This is a genomic window from Burkholderia sp. LAS2, assembly GCF_018417615.1.
In the GTDB taxonomy this organism is placed as follows: Bacteria; Pseudomonadota; Gammaproteobacteria; order Burkholderiales; family Burkholderiaceae; genus Burkholderia; species Burkholderia sola.
Map to the genome: position 1 here is coordinate 1913258 of NZ_CP071052.1, position 20111 is coordinate 1933368.

Here is a 20111-nt window from a genome sequence, read left to right on the forward strand (position 1 = left end):
CGATGCCGTTACAGGTTCGGCGACAGCGCGAGCGCGTTCGTCAGGTCGCCCATCGGCTGCGCGCCGTTCGCCTTCAGCGCGTCGTCGCGCTGCTGCAGGCCCGCGAGGCGCGGCAGCGAGAAGCGGCGCGTGATGAAGCGCAGGATCGAGCCCGTGTCGTACTGCGTGTGGTCGACGAAGCCCTTCTTCGCATACGGCGACACGATCAGCGCCGGAATGCGCGTGCCCGGGCCCCAGCGATCGGCATTCGGCGGCGTCGCATGATCCCAGAAGCCGCCGTTTTCGTCGTACGTGACGACCACGACCATGTTCTTCCATTGAGGGCTGGCCTGCAGGTGCGCGATCACGTCGGCGATGTGCTGATCGCCGGACGTGACGTCCGTGTAGCCCGGGTGCTCGTTCAGGTTGCCTTGCGGCTTGTAGAACGTGACCTGCGGCAACGCGCCCGCATCGATCGCCTTGATGAACTCGGCGCCGTTCGCGCCGCCGTCGAGCAGGTGCTGCGCACGGCTCGCGGTGCCCGGCGCCTGGTTCGCGAAGTAATTGAACGGCTGGTGGTGCGGCTGGAAGTTCGGCGTCGACAGGTCGGCGCCGTAGATCACGTTCGACGTGCCGTTCTGGCTCGCCTGCAGCGCCTGGCCCCATGCGCCGGAATACCACGCCCACGACACGCCCGCGTTGGTCATCAGGTCGCCGATGTTGGTCGCCGTCTGCGGCGGCATCGTCGACGGATTGGCCGGGTCTGCGAGCAGCGGGTCGCCGCCCGCGGCCGCCTTGTTGCCGCTCGGCTGATACGCCGGCTGCATCGTGTTGATGCCGTAGAAGTCGGGCGTCAGCGCGCCGTCGTTGACGAACTTCGGCGGGCCGCTCAGCGCGGAAGCCGGCGAGTTCGTCGCGACCTTCAGCGACTTGCCGTCGGCGTTCAGGACTGCGATCTTGCCGGCCGCCGGGCTCTTGTCGGCGTTCGGGTAGTACGGCGCGCATGCGCAGACCAGGTACTGGTGGTTCAGGAACGAACCGCCGAACGCGCCCATGAAGAAGTTGTCGGCGAGCACGTACTGCTGCGCGATCTTCCACAGCGGCAGCTTCGACGGATCGGCCGTGTAATGGCCCATCGTCAGGCCGCCCGCGTCGGTCCATGCGGCGTACATGTCGTTCTTGCCGCCGTTGATCTGCATCTGGTCCTGGTAGAAGCGGTGCACGATGTCGCGCGTTGCGATGCTCATCGACTGGTTGAAGCCGTTCGGATCGTCGATCGCGAACGGCGCGTTCGGCAGGTTCGCCGTCATCGCCTCGGTCACCGCCGGCGTGATGCCGGTCGCGGTCAGGCCGCCCCAGATCTTCGGCAGCGTCGCCATCGTCGAGCCGTCGCGGTCCTTCTGCACCGAGTTCGCGGCCGTCGCGTTCTGCAGACCGTTCGCGCCCGGGAAGTTGCCGTACAGGTTGTCGAAGCTGCGGTTTTCCGCGTAGATCACGACGACGTTCTTGACGGCCGACAGGCCCTGTTGCGTAACGTCGTCGCCGCCGCAGGCGGTCAGGCTGAGCGCGGCCGCGAGGGCGATCGGCGTGTAGCGAATCCAGGCGTGCTTCTTCATGCGATGTTCTCTCTCATTCGTCGTTGGTCGCGTGTGGGAACCGGGTGGCGGAAGGGCCGGCGCACGAACCTCGCGGTACCGCCCGGCTGCGCGCATTATCTGGAACCGATTTGACAGCCGGGTGTAGGGGCGCTTTCAATTGACTGTCGGTGGAACGTCATTGAACGGTCACGGAACTGACATAAGCTCCGGCCGATTGCCCACCGCTACCCGCACAACGAATGCACACCCTGTTGAAATCCTTCGCGTTCGCGCGATCGCTGATCCCTGCCGCGGCGACGCTCGCGGTGGCCGGCGCGCTCGCGGCGCTCGCCGGTTGCGATGCGCAGCCCGGCACGACTGCATCGGCCGCGTCCGTCGTACCGGCGGCCCAGGCCGCGCCGGCCAGCCCGGCGGTCGCGCCGGCCGGCCAGCCGCAGACGCGCGCGCAGGTGTTCGAGGGCGTGAAGCAGATGACGGCGCTCGGCAAGCAGCTGTTCTTCGATCCGTCGCTGTCCGGGTCCGGCAAGCTCGCTTGCGCGTCGTGCCACAGCGCCGAGCATGCGTTCGGGCCGCCGAACGCGCTGTCGGTGCAGCTCGGCGGCGACGACATGCACCGTACCGGCTTTCGCGCGGTGCCGTCGCTGAAGTACCTGCGCGGCATCCCGCCGTTCAGCGAGCACTTCCACGATTCGCCGGACGAAGGGGACGAAAGCATCGACGCGGGTCCGACCGGCGGATTGACCTGGGACGGTCGCGTCGATACGCGCGATGCGCAGGCGCGCATTCCGCTCACGTCGCCGTTCGAGATGAGCAGTTCGCCCGCACGGGTCGCGAAGGCGGTTCGCGCCGCGCCGTATGCCGATGCATTCCGCAAGGCGTTCGGCGAAACGGTGCTCGGCGACGACCAGGCGACGTTCGGTGCGGTGCTCCGCGCGCTCGACGCATTCCAGCAGCAGCCGGCGCTGTTCGATCCGTACACGAGCAAATACGACGCGTATCTGGCCGGCCACGCACAGCTCACGCCCGCGGAGCTGCACGGGCTGCAGCTGTTCAACGACGAGAAGAAGGGCAACTGCGCGAGCTGTCACATCAGCCAACGCACGCTCGAAGGCGGCCCGCCGCAGTTCAGCGATTTCGGGCTGATCGCGATCGCGGTGCCGCGCAACCGCGCGCTGCCCGTCAATCGCGACCCGCGCTTCCACGATCTCGGCGCCTGCGGCCCCGAACGCACCGACCTGAAGGGGCGCGACGAATTCTGCGGGCTGTTCCGCACGCCGTCGCTGCGCAACGTCGCGCTGCGCAAGACGTTCTTCCACAACGGCGTCTATCACTCGCTCGAGGACGTGATGCGCTTCTACGTCGAGCGCGACATCCATCCGGAGAAGTTCTACCCGGTCGTGCACGGCAAGGTGCAGATCTACGACGATTTGCCGAAGCGCTACTGGCCGAACATCAACCGCGAGCCGCCGTTCGACCGCAAGCGCGGCGACCCGCCGGCGCTGAACGCGGCCGAGATCAAGGATGTGATCGCGTTCCTCGGCACGCTGACTGACGGATATCAGCAAACGGCCGCGTCAGCCAAGCCGTAGAAGGCGTTCACTGCAGCACGCATGCTATGCTCGCTCGCTGACGGTCGTGGCGCGCGCCGGAGGGCCGGCCCCCGGTTCGCCGGCATGCGCCACGCCGTTCGATCGAACATCCAAGGAGAAAAAACATGTCGATGCGTGCATCCCTTTCCGTCGTCACGCGCGTGCTGGCCGGCGCCGCATGCGCAGCCGCGATGCTGCCCGCCCATGCACAGAACAACCTGAACTTCCTGAACGACACGCCGATCAGCTATTTCAGCAAGACCGATCGCGCGTCGCTGTCCAAGGCGGTCGTGCAGGCGCGCGACGAAGGCAAGGACGGCGAAACCACGACATGGCAGAGCAGCGGCCGCGGCACGCAGATCGACGCGAAGCTCACGCCGAGCACGACCGAGACGGACGGCAAGACCTGCCGCGAAATCGCGACCGAAATCACCGCGAAGGGCCAGACGATGACGCTCAAGCCCGTCTACTGCAAGACGGCCGCGGGCAAGTGGCAGCTGCAGAAGCGCTGAGCACGCACGTGACGAAGCGGGGCGGCGCGCCGCGCACGGTGTCGTGCGGCGTCGTGATCCTCGATGCGGATGGCCGCGTGTTCCTCGCGCACGCGACGGACACCACGCACTGGGACATCCCGAAGGGGCAGGGCGAGCAGGGCGAGACGCCGGCCGACGCCGCGCTGCGCGAACTGCTCGAGGAAACCGGCATCGAGTTCGCGCCGGCGCGCTTGCTCGATCTGGGCCGCTTCGCGTACCGGCACGACAAGGATCTGCACCTGTTCGCGGTGCAGGTGGCCGACGGCGAGATCGATCCCGCGCAGTGCACGTGTACGTCGCTGTTTCCGAGCCGTCGCGACGGCTCGATGATTCCCGAGATGGACGCGTACCGCTGGACCGTGCCGGGCGACGTCGACACCTATGCGAGCCGCAGTCTCGCGCGGCTGTTTCGTACGAAGCTGTCGCTGGTGGAGTTGCATCGGCGATTGTCGGGTGCGTGAACGGGCGCCGCGGCTTCCACGCCTGCCGTCCTTCGGCGCACGCCCATGAAAAAACCGGCCCTCGAGCCGGTTTTTTTCATGGGCAGGCAGCGGGGCGACTTGCGAAGCCGCCCGCCGCCGTGCGGAGCAGGCCGTCAGGCCGGCTTGCCCCAGCTGTCGCGCAGCCCGACGATCCGGTTGAACACCGGCTTGCCCGGCTTCGAATCGACACGGTCTGCAACAAAGTAGCCGTGGCGCTCGAACTGCAGGCGCGTTTCCGGCGCGACATCGCCGTTGCCCGGCTCGACGTACGCCTGCACGATCTTCTTCGAATCGGGGTTCAGCGCCTCGAGGAAGTTCGCGCCGCCCGCGTCCGGGTGCGGCTCCTTGAACAGGCGGTCGTAGATCCGCACTTCGGCCGGCTGCGCGTGCTTCGCGCTGACCCAGTGGATGTTGCCCTTGACCTTGTACGTGTTCGCGCCTTCGGTGCCCGACTTGCTGTCCGGGAAGTAGTTGCAGTGCACGGCCGTCACGTTGCCGTCGGCGTCCTTGTCGAAGCCCGTGCATTCGATCACGTAGCCGTAGCGCAGGCGCACCTTGTTGCCCGGGAACAGCCGGAAATAGCCCTTCGGCGGATTCTCGACGAAATCCTCGCGCTCGATCCACAGCTCGCGCGAGATCGGGAACGTGCGCACGCCGCGGTCCGGATGGTGCGGATGCACGGGCGCCGTGCACGCTTCCTCGAGGTCTTCCGGATAGTTGTCGATCACGAGCTTCAGCGGATCGAGCACCGCGACCGTGCGCGCGGCCTTGTCGTCGAGGTCGTCGCGCAGCGCGCCTTCGAAGACGCTCATGTCGATCCACGAATCGATCTTCGTCACGCCGATCCGCTCGCAGAACAGGTGGATGCTCTCCGGCGTGAAGCCGCGGCGGCGCACGCCGACGATCGTCGGCATCCGCGGGTCGTCCCAGCCGTCGACGTGGCCTTCGGTGACGAGCTGCAGCAGCTTGCGCTTGCTGGTGATCGCGTACGTGAGATTCAGCCGCGAGAATTCGATCTGTTGCGGCAGCGGACGCGCGAACACGCCGGCTTCCGCGAGTTCGTTCAGCACCCAGTCGTACAGCGGGCGGTGATCCTCGAATTCGAGCGTGCACAGCGAGTGCGTGATGCCTTCGAGCGCATCCGAGATGCAGTGCGTGTAGTCGTACATCGGATACACGCACCAGGCGTCGCCGGTGCGGTAGTGGTGCGCGTAGCGGATCCGGTAGATCACCGGGTCGCGCATGTTCATGTTCGGCGACGCCATGTCGATCTTCGCGCGCAGCACGTGCTCGCCTTCCTTGAACTCGCCGGCCTTCATGCGGCGGAACAGGTCGAGGTTTTCCTCGGGCGAGCGGTCGCGGAACGGCGACGGCTTGCCGCCTTCGGTCAGCGAGCCGCGATTCGCGCGCATTTCGTCGGCGCTCTGGCTGTCGACGTACGCCTTGCCGCGCTGGATCAGCAGCTCGGCGAACTCGTACAGCTTGTCGTAGTAGTCGCTCGCGAAATACTGGTGATCGACCGCGTCCTTGCGCCAGTCGAAACCGAGCCAGCGCACCGCGTCGACGATCGAGTCGACGTATTCGACGCTTTCCTTTTCCGGGTTCGTGTCGTCGAAGCGCAGGTGGCACACGCCGCCGTAGTCGCGCGCGACGCTGAAGTTCAGGCAGATGCTCTTCGCGTGGCCGATGTGCAGATAGCCGTTCGGCTCTGGCGGGAAGCGCGTCTCGACGCGGCCGCCCCATTTGCCGGTGCGGTTGTCGTCGTCGATGATGTTGCGGATGAAATTGGAAGCCGCGGGGGCGTCGTTGCGTTCGGTGCTCATGCGGTTGGCGTCAGGGTTGTGTCGGCGCGTCGCGCCGGATTAATCCTGTAATTCTACCTGACCGGGGTCCGTCCCGCGCGGGCTGCCGGTCGGGCGCCGTCGGTTCGCGATGCGTATCGCAATATATCGAGTGTGTGTCGGCTGTAACACGACGTAAATCGGATTGCGGGCGTCGTTCGGCTTTTCCTATGATGGCTTCACCGATTCAATGCCGCCAATCGCGATTTTTGCGAAGCGGGAGGAAGCCAACAATCATGATGAAGAAGACCACTTTTTTCGTTCGTACCGCGGTGATCGTCGCAGCCCTGTCGCAACTCGGCGCCTGCGCGATGACGCATACGCAGCGTAACGCCGGTATCGGCGCGGCCGCGGGTGGCGCGCTCGGCTACCTGATCACCGGCGGCCCGGTCGGCACGGTCGCCGGCGCGGCGGCAGGCGGCCTGGTCGGCGCCGGCGTACGCTGATTCACGCCGGCGGGCGTACCCGACCGCCGGCCCCTGGTCGTGACGCCTGGCTGAGTGCGTCACGACCGCTTGAAGGTCACGCACATCCCCCGGATTTTGACAGGCACCATCAGGGAGAGGCGGGTGTGCGACACTGCGTCGACGCTACAACACGATTCCATTCGTCGACGAATCCTTCCATGACCGACCCCGTCGTTTTCGTCTTGCCGGGCTACGCCAATTCGGGCCCGCTTCACTGGCAGAGCCGCTGGGAGCGCGCCGATCCGCGTTTCGTGCGGATTGCGATGCCGGACTGGAACCACGCGTTTCGCAACGGCTGGTGTCGCGCGCTCGACCGGGCGGTCGAAGCCGCGCGCGGGCCCGTGCTGATCGCCGGCCACAGCCTCGGTACGCTGACCACCGCATGGTGGGCGACCCGCTACGCGCGGCCGGCCGCGCTCGCGAAAGTGCGCGGCGCGCTGCTCGTCGCATTGCCCGATCCGGCCGGGCCCGTGTTTCCGGCTGACGCGCACGGCTTCGGCCCGGTGCCGCACGAGCGGTTGCCGTTTCCGACCTGCGTGGTTGCGAGCAGCGACGATCCGTACGGTTCGCTCGCGTTCGCACGCGGCTGCGCGAACGCGTGGGGCAGCACGTTCCATAACCTCGGCCCGCGCGGCCACATCAACGCCGACAGCGGGCTCGGCGACTGGCCGCAAGCGCGCGGCTGGCTCGATGCGCTGGCGGTCGCGGGTTGACCGTATCGCGCAGGGCGGATCGCAGGACCTTCAGATCGTCGGCTTCGCCTTTAACGCCGCGATCCGTTCGTCGTCGCCGAGCAGCGGCGTAGCCGTGCGCGTCGGCAGTCCCCGAAGCACGTCGCGCCATCCGGGCTCATCGCTTGGTGGGCGTGCGCGGCAGCAGGCTCACCTGCTATCGGACAGCGCGCCGAATTTCTGACGTGTCCAATATCGCTTGAAGCCGGTAATGGGTAGTCTGGCGGGCCATTCGACCAGACGGAAGGCCTCCATGCCAGTCCAGCCCGCACGATCGGACCGCACCAAAGAAAACAACGGAGCCGCGACGAAACGGATTCAGGTTGATCGGTCACGGCAATGCGTGGAAGCATGCGAGGGTCGCGTTTGCGTGTTCCGCTTCGACTGCGTGACAGGCGATGCGCGTGCCGCGCTCGCACTGCTCGCTGGCGGGTGCGATACGCTTGCGCGGCGCTGACCCCCGATATACCTGGCCGACACTGCTGGCGTGGGCGGCCGGGCCGGGTGTCACACGCGCTCAGATCGCCTGCTTCGCCTTCAACGCGGCAATCCGCTCGTCGTCGTAGCCGAGCATGTCGCGCAACACGTCTTCCGTCTGCGCGCCGAGCAGCGGCGGGGCCGTGCGCGCGTCGGGCGGCGTCGCGCTCATCCGGATCGGGTTGCGCACGAGCTTCACGTCCGCGCCGCACGGATGCGGCAGCGAGACCTGCATCCCGCGCGCGACCACCTGCTCGTTGTCGAATACCTCGTCGAGATCGTTGATCGGCCCGCACGGCACGCCGGCCGCTTCGAGCGCGCCGATCCAGTCGGCCTTGTCGCGCGCCTTCACCATCTCCGCGAGGATCGGCACCAGCGTATCGCGGTGACGCACGCGCGACGGGTTCGTCGCGAAGCGCTCGTCGTCGGCCAGCTCGGGTTGGCCGCCGGCCTCGACGAACTTGCGGAACTGCCCGTCGTTGCCGACCGCCACGATGATCCAGCCGTCGCGCGTCTGGAACGTCTGGTACGGCACGATGTTCGGGTGCGCGTTGCCCCAGCGCACCGGCGGCTTGCCGCTCGCGAGGAAGTTGGTGTTCATGTTCGCGAGCAGCGCGACCTGCACGTCGAGCAGCGCCATGTCGATGTACTGGCCTTCGCCCGTGCGGTCGCGGTGCGCGAGCGCGGCGAGCACGGCGATCGTCGAATAGAGGCCGGTCGCGAGATCGGCGATCGCGACGCCGGCCTTCTGCGGGCCGCCGCCCGGCTCGCCGTCGCGTTCGCCGGTGATGCTCATGAAGCCGCCGATCCCCTGCACGATGAAGTCGTAGCCCGCGCGATGCGCGTACGGCCCGGTCTGGCCGAAGCCGGTGACCGAGCAGTAGACGAGATCGGGCTTCACCGCCCGCAGCGAGTCGTAATCGAGCCCGTACTTCTTCAATTGCCCGACCTTGTAGTTCTCGAGCACGACGTCGCTTTGCGCGGCAAGCTCGCGCACGATCTGCTGGCCTTCCGGCGTCGCGATGTCGACCGTCACCGAGCGTTTGTTGCGGTTCGCCGCGAGGTAGTACGCGGCCTCGGCGGTATCCGCGCCGTCCGCGTCCTTCAGGTACGGCGGCCCCCAGTGGCGCGTGTCGTCGCCGGCGCCCGGGCGCTCGACCTTGATCACGTCCGCGCCGAAATCGGCGAGGGTCTGCGCGCACCACGGGCCCGCGAGCACGCGGGTCAGGTCCAGCACGCGGATATGGCTCAGGGCACCCATCGTCGAATCGTCTCCTTTCATGGCGGGCCTGCGTTGTCGGCAAGGCCGATTGGCATGTCGAGCATCTTAAGGCGAATCGGCCGCGCGGGTGGCCCAGGCCGGTCGCCCACGCCGGTCGCCCGTCGCAGCGGGCCGCTGCCGCTTGGGCGGGCGGTCTGTATCGTATAATCGATCGTTTCCGAATCCATGCCGCCGCGCGCCCCGCCTGGGGCGCCGGCGTTTGAAGCCGTCTTTGCCAGACTGTCCCCGCACGCCATGAAAGCTGCCGAAATCCGCGAGAAATTCCTCAAATTCTTCGAATCGAAGGGCCACACGATCGTCCGCTCGTCGAGCCTCGTGCCCGGTAACGACCCCACGCTGATGTTCACGAACTCGGGCATGGTCCAGTTCAAGGACGTCTTCCTCGGCACGGACCCGCGCCCGTACTCGCGCGCCACGACGGCGCAGCGCAGCGTGCGCGCGGGCGGCAAGCACAACGACCTCGAGAACGTCGGCTACACGGCGCGCCACCACACGTTCTTCGAGATGCTCGGCAACTTCTCGTTCGGCGACTACTTCAAGCACGACGCGATCAAGTTCGCGTGGGAGCTGCTGACCACGGTCTACCAGCTGCCGAAGGACAAGCTGTGGGTCACCGTCTACCAGGAAGACGACGAGGCGTACGACATCTGGGCGAAGGAAGTCGGCGTGCCGACCGAGCGGATCATCCGGATCGGCGACAACAAGGGCGCGCGCTACGCGTCGGACAACTTCTGGACGATGGGCGACACCGGCCCGTGCGGCCCGTGCACCGAAATCTTCTACGACCACGGCCCGGACGTGTGGGGCGGCCCGCCGGGGTCGCCTGAAGAAGACGGCGACCGCTACATCGAGATCTGGAACCTCGTGTTCATGCAGTTCAACCGCGACGCGCAGGGCAACATGACGCGCCTGCCGAAGCAGTCGGTCGACACCGGCATGGGCCTCGAGCGTCTCGCCGCGGTGCTGCAGCACGTGCACAGCAACTACGAGATCGACCTGTTCCAGAACCTGATCAAGGCCGCCGCGCGCGTGACCGAGATCAGCGACCTCACGAACAACTCGCTGAAGGTGATCGCCGATCACATCCGCGCGTGCTCGTTCCTGATCGTCGACGGCGTGATCCCCGGCAACGAAGGCCGCGGCTACGTGCTGCGCCGGATCGTGCGCCGCGCGATCCGCCACGGCTACAAGCTCGGCCGCAAGGGCGCGTTCTTCCACAAGCTGGTGGCCGACCTCGTCGCCGAGATGGGCACCGCCTATCCGGAGCTGAAGGAAGCCGAGCAGCGCGTGACCGACGTGCTGCGCCAGGAAGAGGAGCGCTTCTTCGAGACGATCGAGCACGGGATGTCGATCCTCGAAGCCGCGCTGGCGGATGTCGAAGCGAAGGGCGGCAAGGTGCTCGACGGCGAGCTCGCGTTCAAGCTGCACGATACCTACGGCTTCCCGCTGGACCTGACGGCCGACGTGTGCCGCGAGCGCGGGATGACGGTCGACGAGCCGGCCTTCGACGACGCGATGGCGCGCCAGCGCGAGCAGGCGCGTGCGGCCGGCAAGTTCAAGGCCACGCAGGGCCTCGAATACTCGGGCGCGAAGACCACCTTCCACGGTTACGAGGAAATCGCGTTCGACGACGCGAAGGTCGTCGCGCTGTACGTCGACGGCTCGGCCGTCAACGAAGTGAAGGCTGGCCAGGATGCGGTCGTCGTGCTCGACCACACGCCGTTCTACGCGGAATCGGGCGGCCAGGTCGGCGACCAGGGCGTGCTCGCGAACGCCGCGACGCGCTTCGCGGTGGCCGACACGCTGAAGGTGCAGGCCGACGTGATCGGCCATCACGGCACGCTGGAGCAGGGCCTGCTTAAGGTGGGCGACGTGCTGCGCGCGGAAATCGACGCGCATCGCCGCGCACGCACGCAGCGCAACCACTCGGCCACCCACCTGATGCACAAGGCGCTGCGCGAGGTGCTCGGCGCGCACGTGCAGCAGAAGGGTTCGCTCGTCGACGCGGAAAAGACCCGTTTCGACTTCGCGCACAACGCACCGATGACCGACGACGAAATCCGTCGCGTCGAGCAGATCGTCAACAACGAAATCCTCGCGAACGCGCCGGGCATCGTGCGCGTGATGCCGTACGACGAAGCGGTGAAGGGCGGCGCGATGGCGCTGTTCGGCGAGAAGTACGGCGATGAAGTGCGCGTGCTCGATCTCGGCTTCTCGCGCGAACTGTGTGGCGGCACGCACGTGCACCGCACCGGCGACATCGGCCTGTTCAAGATCGTCGTCGAAGGCGGCGTCGCGGCCGGCATCCGCCGCGTCGAAGCGATCACCGGCGACAACGCGGTGCGCTACGTGCAGGAGCTCGACGCACGCGTGAACGAAGCCGCGGCCGCGCTGAAGGCGCAGCCGTCGGAACTCACGCAGCGGATCGCGCAGGTGCAGGAGCAGGTGAAATCGCTCGAGAAGGAGCTGGGCGCGCTGAAGTCGAAGCTCGCGTCGAGCCAGGGCGACGAGCTCGCGCAGCAGGCCGTCGAAGTCGGCGGCGTGTACGTGCTGGCCGCGACGCTCGACGGCGCCGACGCGAAGACGCTGCGCGAAACGGTCGACAAGCTGAAGGACAAGCTGAAGCGCGCGGCGATCGTGCTGGCGGCCGTCGAAGGCGGCAAGGTCAGCCTGATCGCGGGCGTCACGCCGGACGCGAGCAAGAAGGTCAAGGCCGGCGAGCTCGTGAACTTCGTCGCGCAGCAGGTCGGCGGCAAGGGCGGCGGTCGTCCGGACATGGCGCAGGCGGGCGGCACCGAGCCGGCGAACCTGCCGGGCGCGCTGGCCGGCGTGAAGGGCTGGGTCGAAGAACGGCTCTGATCGTTGCACGACCGATGCGATGCCGTCGCACTGACAGCATCGCGTGAATCGAAAAACGACCCGATCGGCAGATGCCGGTCGGGTCGTTTTGTTTGTGCGGGCCGTGCAGGCTGTGCGCGTCGATCGCCACGGCGGCGCGCGAATCCAGGTCAGGCCGGCACGGTCGCGGCCGGCTTCGCCGCGTCGTCAGGCTGAGGCGTGGCTTCGGTGAGCGCATCGCGCAATGCTGCGAGCGCCGCCGACGCATAACCGCGCCGCCACCCGAGCAGCGTGTCGATGCCCGCGAGTTCGGGAATCGTGTGCGCGGCGACGTTGCCGGTTTCAGGCTGCAGATCGAGCACCGAGCGCGGCGCGACCGCGACGCCCGCGCCGGCCGCGACGCACGCGACGATCGCGTGATACGAGCCGAGTTCGAGCACGCGCGCGGGCTTCACGCCGTGCGCCGCATACCACTGCTCGACGTATTTGCGATAGGCGCAGCCACGCTCGAACGCGATCAGCGTCGGCAGGATCACGTCGCGCGGCGTGCGTACCGGCGGATGGCCGCGCGGCGTGAGCAGCACGAGATCCTCGCGAAAGATCGGCACCGTCTCGAACGTGTCGGGCAGCGCGTCCGGCTCGGGCGGGCGCGCGAACAGCGCGGCGTCGATCTCGAAGTCGCGTACGCGGTCGATCAGGCAGCCCGTCGTGCCCGTCAGCAGTTCGAGCGACACGTCCGGCCACGCATGGTGGTAGCGCGCGAGGAGGGCCGGCAGGCGGCTCGCGGCCGTGCTTTCCATCGTGCCGAGCCGCAGCCGGCCGCGCGGCGTGTCCTCGCGCACCGCGTCGCGCGCCTCGTCGGCGAGCGCGAGCAGGCGCTCCGCATACGGCAGCAGCGTATGCCCGGCCGGCGTCAGCACGAGCCGGCGGCCGTCGCGCACGAACAGCGCCGCGCCGAGTTCTTCCTCGAGCTGCTTGATGCGCGTCGTGACGTTCGACTGCACGCGATTGAGCTTGGCCGCCGCGCGCGTCACGCCGTTCTCGCGCACGACCGCCCGGAAGATCGCCAGCGCCGCCAGGTCCATGATTCTCTCCGAAGGATGGGTTGATTCTTAATTATTCATTTTTTGAGAACGGTCGGTCAAGCTAGGATGAACCCATTCCGATTTCCGATCCGACCGGCGTGCGCGAAGCGCCGGCCTTTGCCGCCATGTCCCGCTTCGATGCCCTGACCGCCGCCGCCCGCGTCCTTTCGTCCGACCAGGCCGACCGCCGTGCCCGCGCGGCCGCGCTCGCCTGCATGGTCGGCCTGGCCGTCGTGCTCGGCGTCGGCCGTTTCGCGTTCACGCCGCTGTTGCCGCTGATGCTCGCGGACGGCTCGATCGGTCTGAAAGCCGGCAGCTGGCTCGCATCGGCGAACTATGCGGGGTACTTCGCCGGCGCGGTCAGTTGCGCGGCGCTGCGCGTCGCGCCGGCGCGGATGGTGCGCTTCGGGCTCGCGGCGACCGTGCTGCTGACCGCCGCGATGGGCGTCGGTCACGCGCTGCCGGTGTGGCTCGTCGTGCGTTTCGTCGCGGGCGTCGTCAGCGCATGGACGTTCGTGTTCGTGTCGCAATGGGGGCTGCGGCGGCTGGCCGAGCTGCATGCGCCCGAATGGAGCGGGGTGATCTATGCGGGGCCGGGCGTCGGCATCGTGGTGACGGGGCTGATCGGCAGCGCGCTGGCCGGCCGACACGCGGCGGTGGGCTGGCTCGGTTTCGCGGCGTTGTCGGCCGTGCTGTCAGTCGCGATCTGGCGCACGTTCGGTGCGGCGCCGGCTCCGACACCGGCGCACACGCAGGCGACGCCACCGGCCGCCGCGCCGCATACGGTCACGAGCGCGTCGGCGTCCCCGGCAGCACGGGCCGGCACGCGAAGCCGCCGCGCGGACGCCGCGTGGCTCGTCGCGCTGTACGGCGCACCGGGCTTCGGCTACATCATCACCGCGACGTTCCTGCCGGTGATCGCGCGCGCCGCGCTGCCGGCCGGCTCGCCGTGGCCCGACTTGTTCTGGCCGATGTTCGGTGCGGCGCTGATCGTCGGCGCGATCACCGCCGCGCGGCTGCCCGGGCACTGGGACAACCGGCTGCTGCTGGCGGCCGGCTGCGCGACGCAGGCGCTCGGTATCGCGGCCGGAATCGTGTGGCCGAACGCGGCCGGCTTCTCGATCGGCAGCGCGCTGCTCGGGTTGCCGTTTACCGCGATCACGCTGTTCGCGATGCGCGAGGCGCGGCGCCTGCACGGCGAGCGTGCGGCCGGACTGATGGGCTATGCGACCGCATCGTACGGCGTCGGGCAGATCCTCGGGCCGCTCGTCGCGGCGCCGCTGGCCGCGCGCTTCGGGTCGTTTACGCCGGCGCTGTGGGTCGCGGCGGCGGCGCTGCTGATCGGCGCCGCCGGCTTCGCGGCGACCGCCGCATGCGGGCGCAGGTCGCCCTGATGCCGGTGGGGCCGGATCGTCTCGGGCGCGGGCAAACTCGCTAGAATGAAGCCTTTTCCGCGCCGAGCGGACGCGCGACGCGGCCTTCAGGCCGAGGCCGGGCGCTCGCCAGATCCCCATCGATGACCACCGCCGACTACCGCTTTTGCCCGCGCTGCGCGAACCCGCTGACCGAGCGTGCCGATCCCGACCATGAGGGCGGCCGCATCCGCCAGGCCTGTCCCGACGACACCTGCGGCTACGTGCACTGGAACAACCCGCTGCCGGTCGTCGCCGCGATCGTCGAACTCGACGGCAAGATCCTGCTCGCGCGCAACGCCGCGTGGCCCGAAGGGATGTTCGCGCTGATCACCGGCTTCCTCGAAAACGGCGAGACGCCCGAGGACGGCATCGCGCGCGAGGTGTTCGAGGAAACCGCGCTGAAGGCCGAGCAGGTATCGCTCGTCGGCGTGTACGAATTCATCCGCAAGAACGAGCTGATCATCGCGTACCACGTGCGGGCGTCGGGCACGGTGTCGCTGTCGCCGGAACTGCTCGAATACAAGCTCGTCGATCCGCCGCTGCTGCGCCCGTGGCGCGCCGGCACGGGCATCGCGCTCGCCGACTGGATGCGCGCGCGCGGCCTCGATTTCGAATTCGTCGACCGGCCGGGGCAGTGACGGGCCTGCCTGCCCGCAGGGTGTCGTCCGCCGTGCCGCGCGCGATCGCGGCGCGGTGCTTCGCTGCTGGCCGGCGCGTCGCTTCATGCGGCCGCCGCGCCTCGTCCCGATCGTCTCTTTCGTTCCCTTCGCCTCCCTCGTCCTGAGCGCCATCGCCATGTCCGACAAGCCGCAGCCGCGTCCGCGCGACGCCTATCGCCACTTTCTGCCGATCACGACCCGCTGGATGGACAACGACGTCTACGGACACGTGAACAACGTCGTCTACTACAGCTACTTCGATACCGTGGTGAACGAGTACCTGATCCGCGCGGGCGTGCTCGACGTCGAGCACGGGCAGACGATCGGGCTCGTCGTCGAGACGCAGTGCAACTACTTCGCGCCGCTCGTGTTTCCGCAATCGGTCGACGCGGGGCTGCGCGTCGTGAAGCTCGGCACGTCGAGCGTGCGCTACGAAGTCGGGCTGTTCGCGCAAGGCGACGCGTCGCCCGCCGCGCAGGGGCATTTCGTGCACGTGTACGTCGATCGCGGCACGCGCCGCCCGGTGCCGCTGCCCGACGCGCTGCGCGCCGCGCTCGAACCGCTCGCCGCCTGACGCGACGCGGTGCACGCGTTCGCGCTCCAGGCCTTCAACGGCCTCAGCTATGGCTTGCTGCTGTTCATGCTGTCGGCCGGCCTCACGCTGATCTTCAGCGTGCAGGGCGTGCTCAACTTCGCGCATGCGAGCTTCTACATGCTCGGGGCTTATGTCGGCTACAGCATCGCGGCTCATGCGGGCTTCTGGCCCGCGCTCGTGCTCGCGCCGCTCGCGGTCGGGCTGCTCGGCGCCGGCTGCGAACGTGTGCTGCTGCGCCGCGTGCAGGCACGCGGCCATACGAGCGAACTGCTGCTGACCTTCGGGCTCGCGTACCTGATCGGCGAGGGCGCGAAACTCGTGTGGGGTCTCGCGCCGCTGCCGGCGCCCGTGCCGCCGCTGTTCGACGGCGCGCCCGCGACCGTGTTCGGTCTTGCGTTGCCGCGTTACCGGCTGTTCATGATGGCGATGTCCGCGACGATGCTGGTCGCGCTCGGCGTGCTGCTGCGTGCGTCGCGCATCGGGCTCGTCGTGCGCGCGGCGCTCACGCATCGTGCGGCGGTCGAGGCGCTCGGCTACGACGTGCCGCGCGTGATGACGGCGCTGTTCGGTGCGGGCACCGCGCTCGCGGCGCTGGCCGGCGTGATCGGCGCGCCGCTTGCGGTGATCGAGCCCGCGCTGGCCGAGACCGTCGGGTCGGTCGTGTTCGCGGTCGTCGTGATCGGTGGCCTGGGTTCGCTCGGCGGCGCATTCGTCGCGTCGCTCGCGGTCGGCTTCGCGCAGACCTTCGCGGCCGCGAGCGACACGTCGCTGCGCGATCTCGCGCAATGGACGGGTATCGCGCTGCCCGACAGCGTGGCCGCGGTGTCGATCGCGCAACTGGCGCCGCTGGTGCCGTACCTGCTGCTCGTCGCGGTGCTGTTCGCGCGGCCGCGCGGGTTGTTCGGCGAGCGTGTCGATGCGTAGCCGCGCACTCGCCGGATGCGTGCGCTGGGCGCTGTTCGCCGCCTGCTTCGCGCTGCCCGCGTGGCTGTGGCCGCACGGCGCGGTGCTCGGCTATCTGGCGCAGACGGCCGCGCTCGTCGTGCTCGCGCTGTCGTACAACCTGCAGCTCGGCACGACCGGGCTGCTGTCGTTCGGGCATGCGGCGTTCGCGGGCTTCGGCGCGTTCGCGGCCGCGCACTGGTTCAATCACGTCGGCGGCCCGCTGCCGCTGTTGCCGCTCGTCGGCGGCGTGGCCGGCGCGGGCTTCGGGTGCGTCGCCGGGCTGCTGGCGACGCGCCGTTCCGGTACCGCGTTCGCGATGATCACGCTCGGGCTCGGCGAATGCGTCGCGGCGGCTGCGTGGAGCGTGCCCGCGTGGTTCGGCGGGATCGGCGGCGTGCCGATCGACCGCGCGAGCGGCGCGCCGTGGGGCAACGCGCATTTCGGCGCGCCGGCGCACGCGTATGCGCTGATCGCCGCGTGGTGCGTCGTGTCGGCATGGGCGATGCATGCGCTGAGCCGCACGCCGCTCGCGCGGCTCGCGAACGCGGTGCGCGACAACCCGGCGCGCGTCGCGGCGCTCGGCACCGATCCGCGCCGCGTGCGGCTCGCGATGGTCGCCTGCGCATCGTTTTTCGCCGGCGTCGCCGGCACGCTGACGCTGATCGACGTCGAGATCGCGACGCCCGACAGCGTATCGATGGCGCGCTCGGCGACCGTGCTGATCGCCGCGGTGATCGGCGGCACCGGCGCATTCTTCGGGCCGGCGGCCGGCGCGGCCGTGCTGACCGCGCTGAGCATCGTCGTCGCGGGCGTGTCGCGCGCGTGGGCGCTGTATCTCGGCGTGCTGTTCGTCGCGATCGTCGTCGCCGCGCCGGGCGGGATCGCGGGCATCGCGCAGGCATTCGCGCATGCGCTGCGGCGCGAGGCCCCGGCGACCGAGCGGTGGCGGCTGCTGTGCGCCATCGGCGCGTGTGCGTTCTGGGGCGTCGCGATCGTCTGCGCGGCCGAGCTCGGCTATGCGTGGCGCTTCGCGCAGGACGACGGCACGGGCGTCGCGTTCGGCGCATGGGGCATCGACGCCGATACGCCGATCGGCTGGGCCGTCGCGGGTTCGGCGGCCGGCATCGGCATCCTGCTGTGGGGCTGGCGCGCGCGGCTCGGGCACGGCGCGGCGGCCGCCACGCGGGAGGACGCGCGATGAACGGCAACGCGATCGCGCTGCACGGCATCGTGCAGCGCTTCGGTGCGCAGACCGTGCTCGACGGTGTCGATCTGCGCATCGCAGCCGGCGAGCGCCACGCGCTGATCGGGCCGAACGGCGCGGGCAAGTCGACGCTGTTCGGCGTGATCGCCGGGGCGACGCGGCCGACGCGCGGGCGCGTCATGCTGCACGGCGTCGCGCTGCGCGGGCGCGGGCCGGTCGTCGCGAGCCGCCTCGGCATCGGCCGCAGTTTCCAGCAGACGAGCGCGTTCGCGCGCCTGAGCGTATTCGACAACCTGCGCTGCGCGGCGCTGCATGCGCCGGCCGAACGGCGGCGCTGGTGGAACCGGCTGCGCGACTCCGCGTCGGTCGATCTCGCGGCCGCGCGCGTGCTGCACGACATCGGCCTCGACGCGCGGCGCGACACGCCGGCCGGCGAACTCGGCTATGCGGAGCAGCGCGCGCTCGATCTCGGCATTGCGCTCGCGAGCGGCGCGCGGACGCTGCTGCTCGACGAGCCGACGGCCGGCATGAGCCGCGCGCAGGCCGCGCGGATGATCGCGTTGATCCGCGCGACGACGCAGGGCCGCACGGTCCTGATGATCGAGCACGACATGGACGCGGTGTTCGGTTTCGCCGAACGCATCACGGTGCTCGTGCGCGGCACGGTGGTCGCGACCGGCGCGCCCGACGCGATCCGCGCCGATCCGCGCGTGCGTGCCGCGTATCTGGGCGAGGGTGCGGCATGAGCGTGGTGCTCGACATTCGCGGGCTGCGCGCGTGGTACGGGATGCAGCCCGTACTCGATGGCGTCGATCTCGCGCTCGCGCCGGGCGAGACGCTCGCGCTGCTCGGCCGCAACGGCTCCGGGCGCTCGACGCTCGCGAAGGCCGTGATGGGGCTCGTGCGCACGGCCGGCTCGGTGCGCATCGCCGGCGCCGAATGCGCAGGGGCGCGCACGTTCGAGATCGCGCGGCGCGGCGTCGCTTACGTGGCCGAAAGCCGCGACGTGTTCCCGCTGCTGACCGTGCGCGACAACCTGCGACTCGGTTTGCGCGGCGTGAGCGGCGCAGCCGAACGGGCGGCGCTCGACCGCCTGTTCGACCGTTTTCCGCTGCTGGCCGCGCGCGCGGACGTGAAAGCCGGGCGGCTGTCGGGCGGGGAGCAGCAGGTGCTCGCGCTGGTGCGCGCACTCGCCGGCGGCCCGCGCGTGCTGATCGTCGACGAACCGGCCGAGGGGCTCGCGCCGCTCGCGGTCGACGAAGTCGGCGCGTGTCTCGCCGCGCTGCAGGCCGACGGCGTCGCGATCGCGCTGATCGAGCAGCGGCTGCAGCTCGCACCGCGGCTCGCGCGACGCGTCGCGGTGATGGGGCGGGGAAGGATCGTCTACGACGGCGGGCTCGACGGGCTGCACGGCGAGGTGGCCGACGCGTGGCTGAGCGCCGGCTGACCACGCCCGGTCGATTGTTCGGCAAACTCCGCCAGTCAATTCGCGTCGAGCCGCTTTATCGCTGCGGTGCCGCAACGTAAATTTCCAGTCAGGCCGATTGCCGCGGCAACATCGTCGCGGCAACCGGCGCCATCCATCGAAGGTCTTCTGACTGAGGAATGAAATCATGAGCAAGCTGGCAGGCAAGGTAGCGGTCGTCACGGGCGCCTCGAAGGGCATCGGCGCGGCGATCGCGAAGGCACTGGCCGACGAGGGCGCAGCGGTCGTCGTCAACTACGCGAGCAGCAAGGCGGGCGCGGATGCGGTCGTGAGCGCGATCACCGAAGCGGGCGGCCGCGCGGTCGCGGTCGGCGGCGACGTGTCGAAGGCCGCCGACGCGCAGCGCATCATCGATACCGCGGTCGACACGTACGGCCGTCTCGACGTGCTCGTCAACAACTCCGGCGTGTACGAATTCGCGCCGATCGAAGCGATCACCGAAGAACACTACCGCCGGCAGTTCGACACGAACGTGTTTGGCGTGCTGCTGACCACGCAGGCGGCCGCCAAGCATCTCGGCGAAGGCGCGAGCATCATCAACATCAGCTCGGTCGTGACCAGCATCACGCCGCCGGCCAGCGCCGTGTACAGCGGCACGAAGGGCGCGGTCGACGCGATCACCGGCGTGCTCGCGCTCGAGCTCGCTCCGCGCAAGATCCGCGTGAACGCGATCAACCCGGGGATGGTCGTGACCGAAGGCACGCACAGCGCGGGCATCATCGGCTCCGATCTCGAAGCGCAAGTGCTCGGCCAGACGCCGCTCGGCCGCCTCGGCGAGCCGAACGACATCGCGTCGGTCGCCGTGTTCCTCGCATCGGACGATGCACGCTGGCTGACCGGCGAGCGCCTCGTCGCGAGCGGCGGGCTGCGCTGAGTCGGCATGAGTGGGGCCTGCGCGAGGCAAC

At 69.3% G+C, this 20111-nt stretch carries 18 protein-coding genes; 14 read left to right on the forward strand and 4 right to left on the reverse strand.

All coding sequences use genetic code 11. The annotated features are described in order from the left end of the window. Positions 1-8: 8 nt before the first annotated feature. Complete coding sequence (locus JYG37_RS08945) at positions 9-1595, reverse strand: acid phosphatase (RefSeq protein WP_124557739.1); 1587 nt, start codon at positions 1593-1595, stop codon at positions 9-11. A gap of 221 nt (positions 1596-1816) precedes the next feature. Here JYG37_RS08945 and JYG37_RS08950 point away from each other — a divergent pair, with 221 nt between their 5' ends. From JYG37_RS08950 to JYG37_RS08960, 3 genes are all read left to right on the forward strand, one after another. Then, positions 1817-3166: a cytochrome-c peroxidase gene (locus JYG37_RS08950; RefSeq protein ID WP_124631698.1), complete on the forward strand. Its 1350-nt coding sequence runs from the start codon at positions 1817-1819 to the stop codon at positions 3164-3166. Positions 3167-3291: 125 nt separating this feature from the next. Further along, positions 3292-3678 carry a hypothetical protein gene (locus JYG37_RS08955; RefSeq protein ID WP_069621291.1) on the forward strand — a complete coding sequence of 129 codons (387 nt, stop codon included), beginning with the start codon at positions 3292-3294 and terminating at the stop codon, positions 3676-3678. Positions 3679-3686: 8 nt separating this feature from the next. Then, complete coding sequence (locus tag JYG37_RS08960; RefSeq protein WP_050017608.1) at positions 3687-4160, forward strand: NUDIX hydrolase; 474 nt, start codon at positions 3687-3689, stop codon at positions 4158-4160. Positions 4161-4294: 134 nt separating this feature from the next. Here the strand turns inward: JYG37_RS08960 and JYG37_RS08965 are convergent, their stop codons facing one another. After that, a complete protein-coding gene (locus tag JYG37_RS08965; RefSeq protein WP_213346033.1) occupies positions 4295-6004 on the reverse strand; it encodes a glutamine--tRNA ligase/YqeY domain fusion protein in 1710 nt (569 codons plus the stop codon). A 254-nt stretch (positions 6005-6258) separates the two neighbouring features. On the opposite strand from JYG37_RS08965, the gene JYG37_RS08970 reads away from it, so the two are divergent. Further along, positions 6259-6468: a YMGG-like glycine zipper-containing protein gene (locus JYG37_RS08970; RefSeq protein ID WP_213346034.1), complete on the forward strand. Its 210-nt coding sequence runs from the start codon at positions 6259-6261 to the stop codon at positions 6466-6468. A 179-nt stretch (positions 6469-6647) separates the two neighbouring features. Beyond that, positions 6648-7202, forward strand: coding sequence for an RBBP9/YdeN family alpha/beta hydrolase (locus JYG37_RS08975; protein WP_213346035.1), 555 nt, complete (start codon positions 6648-6650; stop codon positions 7200-7202). Positions 7203-7737: 535 nt separating this feature from the next. Here JYG37_RS08975 and JYG37_RS08980 read toward each other — a convergent pair. After that, a complete protein-coding gene (locus JYG37_RS08980) occupies positions 7738-8958 on the reverse strand; it encodes a CaiB/BaiF CoA transferase family protein (RefSeq protein WP_050017604.1) in 1221 nt (406 codons plus the stop codon). A gap of 255 nt (positions 8959-9213) precedes the next feature. On the opposite strand from JYG37_RS08980, the gene alaS reads away from it, so the two are divergent. Further along, complete coding sequence (gene alaS / locus JYG37_RS08985) at positions 9214-11838, forward strand: alanine--tRNA ligase (RefSeq protein WP_050017602.1); 2625 nt, start codon at positions 9214-9216, stop codon at positions 11836-11838. A 149-nt stretch (positions 11839-11987) separates the two neighbouring features. On the opposite strand, the gene JYG37_RS08990 is transcribed toward alaS, so the two are convergent. Beyond that, the gene (locus JYG37_RS08990; protein ID WP_124595255.1) at positions 11988-12902 is read right to left on the reverse strand and encodes a LysR family transcriptional regulator; all 915 of its coding nucleotides are present in this window, start codon (positions 12900-12902) and stop codon (positions 11988-11990) included. Between the two features lie 125 nt (positions 12903-13027). Between JYG37_RS08990 and JYG37_RS08995 the strand changes: the two genes are divergently transcribed. The 8 genes from JYG37_RS08995 to JYG37_RS09030 all read left to right on the forward strand — a co-directional run bounded on the left by JYG37_RS08995 (position 13028) and on the right by JYG37_RS09030 (position 20080). Continuing rightward, positions 13028-14296, forward strand: coding sequence for a YbfB/YjiJ family MFS transporter (locus tag JYG37_RS08995; protein ID WP_124631700.1), 1269 nt, complete (start codon positions 13028-13030; stop codon positions 14294-14296). A 122-nt stretch (positions 14297-14418) separates the two neighbouring features. Next, positions 14419-14955, forward strand: a complete 537-nt coding sequence (locus JYG37_RS09000) for an NUDIX domain-containing protein (protein WP_124595257.1) — start codon at positions 14419-14421, stop codon at positions 14953-14955. A 157-nt stretch (positions 14956-15112) separates the two neighbouring features. Further along, positions 15113-15550 (forward strand): acyl-CoA thioesterase, encoded by a 438-nt coding sequence (locus JYG37_RS09005; RefSeq protein WP_027787751.1) that lies wholly within the window; start codon positions 15113-15115, stop codon positions 15548-15550. A 9-nt stretch (positions 15551-15559) separates the two neighbouring features. Further along, positions 15560-16495: a branched-chain amino acid ABC transporter permease gene (locus JYG37_RS09010; protein ID WP_124631701.1), complete on the forward strand. Its 936-nt coding sequence runs from the start codon at positions 15560-15562 to the stop codon at positions 16493-16495. After that, positions 16488-17717 carry a branched-chain amino acid ABC transporter permease gene (locus JYG37_RS09015; protein ID WP_089488360.1) on the forward strand — a complete coding sequence of 410 codons (1230 nt, stop codon included), beginning with the start codon at positions 16488-16490 and terminating at the stop codon, positions 17715-17717. The genes JYG37_RS09010 and JYG37_RS09015 overlap by 8 nt, the downstream gene beginning before the upstream one ends. Then, on the forward strand, positions 17714-18466 hold the full coding sequence (locus JYG37_RS09020) for an ABC transporter ATP-binding protein (protein ID WP_050017593.1): 753 nt from the start codon (positions 17714-17716) through the stop codon (positions 18464-18466). Before JYG37_RS09015 ends, JYG37_RS09020 begins: the two co-directional genes overlap by 4 nt. Further along, positions 18463-19167: an ABC transporter ATP-binding protein gene (locus JYG37_RS09025; RefSeq protein WP_050017592.1), complete on the forward strand. Its 705-nt coding sequence runs from the start codon at positions 18463-18465 to the stop codon at positions 19165-19167. The genes JYG37_RS09020 and JYG37_RS09025 overlap by 4 nt, the downstream gene beginning before the upstream one ends. A 166-nt stretch (positions 19168-19333) precedes the next feature. Then, positions 19334-20080: a glucose 1-dehydrogenase gene (locus JYG37_RS09030; protein ID WP_050017591.1), complete on the forward strand. Its 747-nt coding sequence runs from the start codon at positions 19334-19336 to the stop codon at positions 20078-20080. Positions 20081-20111: the final 31 nt, after the last annotated feature.

What these genes read in the sequence shown, in the direction of transcription:
- JYG37_RS08945 (WP_124557739.1), bottom strand. Translation starts at nt 1,595, where the DNA reads ATGAAGAAGCACGCCTGGATTCGCTACACGCCGATCGCCCTCGCGGCC.
- JYG37_RS08950 (WP_124631698.1), top strand. Translation starts at nt 1,817, where the DNA reads ATGCACACCCTGTTGAAATCCTTCGCGTTCGCGCGATCGCTGATCCCT.
- JYG37_RS08955 (WP_069621291.1), top strand. Translation starts at nt 3,292, where the DNA reads ATGTCGATGCGTGCATCCCTTTCCGTCGTCACGCGCGTGCTGGCCGGC.
- JYG37_RS08965 (WP_213346033.1), bottom strand. Translation starts at nt 6,004, where the DNA reads ATGAGCACCGAACGCAACGACGCCCCCGCGGCTTCCAATTTCATCCGC.
- JYG37_RS08970 (WP_213346034.1), top strand. Translation starts at nt 6,259, where the DNA reads ATGATGAAGAAGACCACTTTTTTCGTTCGTACCGCGGTGATCGTCGCA.
- JYG37_RS08975 (WP_213346035.1), top strand. Translation starts at nt 6,648, where the DNA reads ATGACCGACCCCGTCGTTTTCGTCTTGCCGGGCTACGCCAATTCGGGC.
- JYG37_RS08980 (WP_050017604.1), bottom strand. Translation starts at nt 8,958, where the DNA reads ATGGGTGCCCTGAGCCATATCCGCGTGCTGGACCTGACCCGCGTGCTC.
- alaS (WP_050017602.1), top strand. Translation starts at nt 9,214, where the DNA reads ATGAAAGCTGCCGAAATCCGCGAGAAATTCCTCAAATTCTTCGAATCG.
- JYG37_RS08990 (WP_124595255.1), bottom strand. Translation starts at nt 12,902, where the DNA reads ATGGACCTGGCGGCGCTGGCGATCTTCCGGGCGGTCGTGCGCGAGAAC.
- JYG37_RS08995 (WP_124631700.1), top strand. Translation starts at nt 13,028, where the DNA reads ATGTCCCGCTTCGATGCCCTGACCGCCGCCGCCCGCGTCCTTTCGTCC.
- JYG37_RS09000 (WP_124595257.1), top strand. Translation starts at nt 14,419, where the DNA reads ATGACCACCGCCGACTACCGCTTTTGCCCGCGCTGCGCGAACCCGCTG.
- JYG37_RS09005 (WP_027787751.1), top strand. Translation starts at nt 15,113, where the DNA reads ATGTCCGACAAGCCGCAGCCGCGTCCGCGCGACGCCTATCGCCACTTT.
- JYG37_RS09015 (WP_089488360.1), top strand. Translation starts at nt 16,488, where the DNA reads ATGCGTAGCCGCGCACTCGCCGGATGCGTGCGCTGGGCGCTGTTCGCC.
- JYG37_RS09020 (WP_050017593.1), top strand. Translation starts at nt 17,714, where the DNA reads ATGAACGGCAACGCGATCGCGCTGCACGGCATCGTGCAGCGCTTCGGT.
- JYG37_RS09025 (WP_050017592.1), top strand. Translation starts at nt 18,463, where the DNA reads ATGAGCGTGGTGCTCGACATTCGCGGGCTGCGCGCGTGGTACGGGATG.
- JYG37_RS09030 (WP_050017591.1), top strand. Translation starts at nt 19,334, where the DNA reads ATGAGCAAGCTGGCAGGCAAGGTAGCGGTCGTCACGGGCGCCTCGAAG.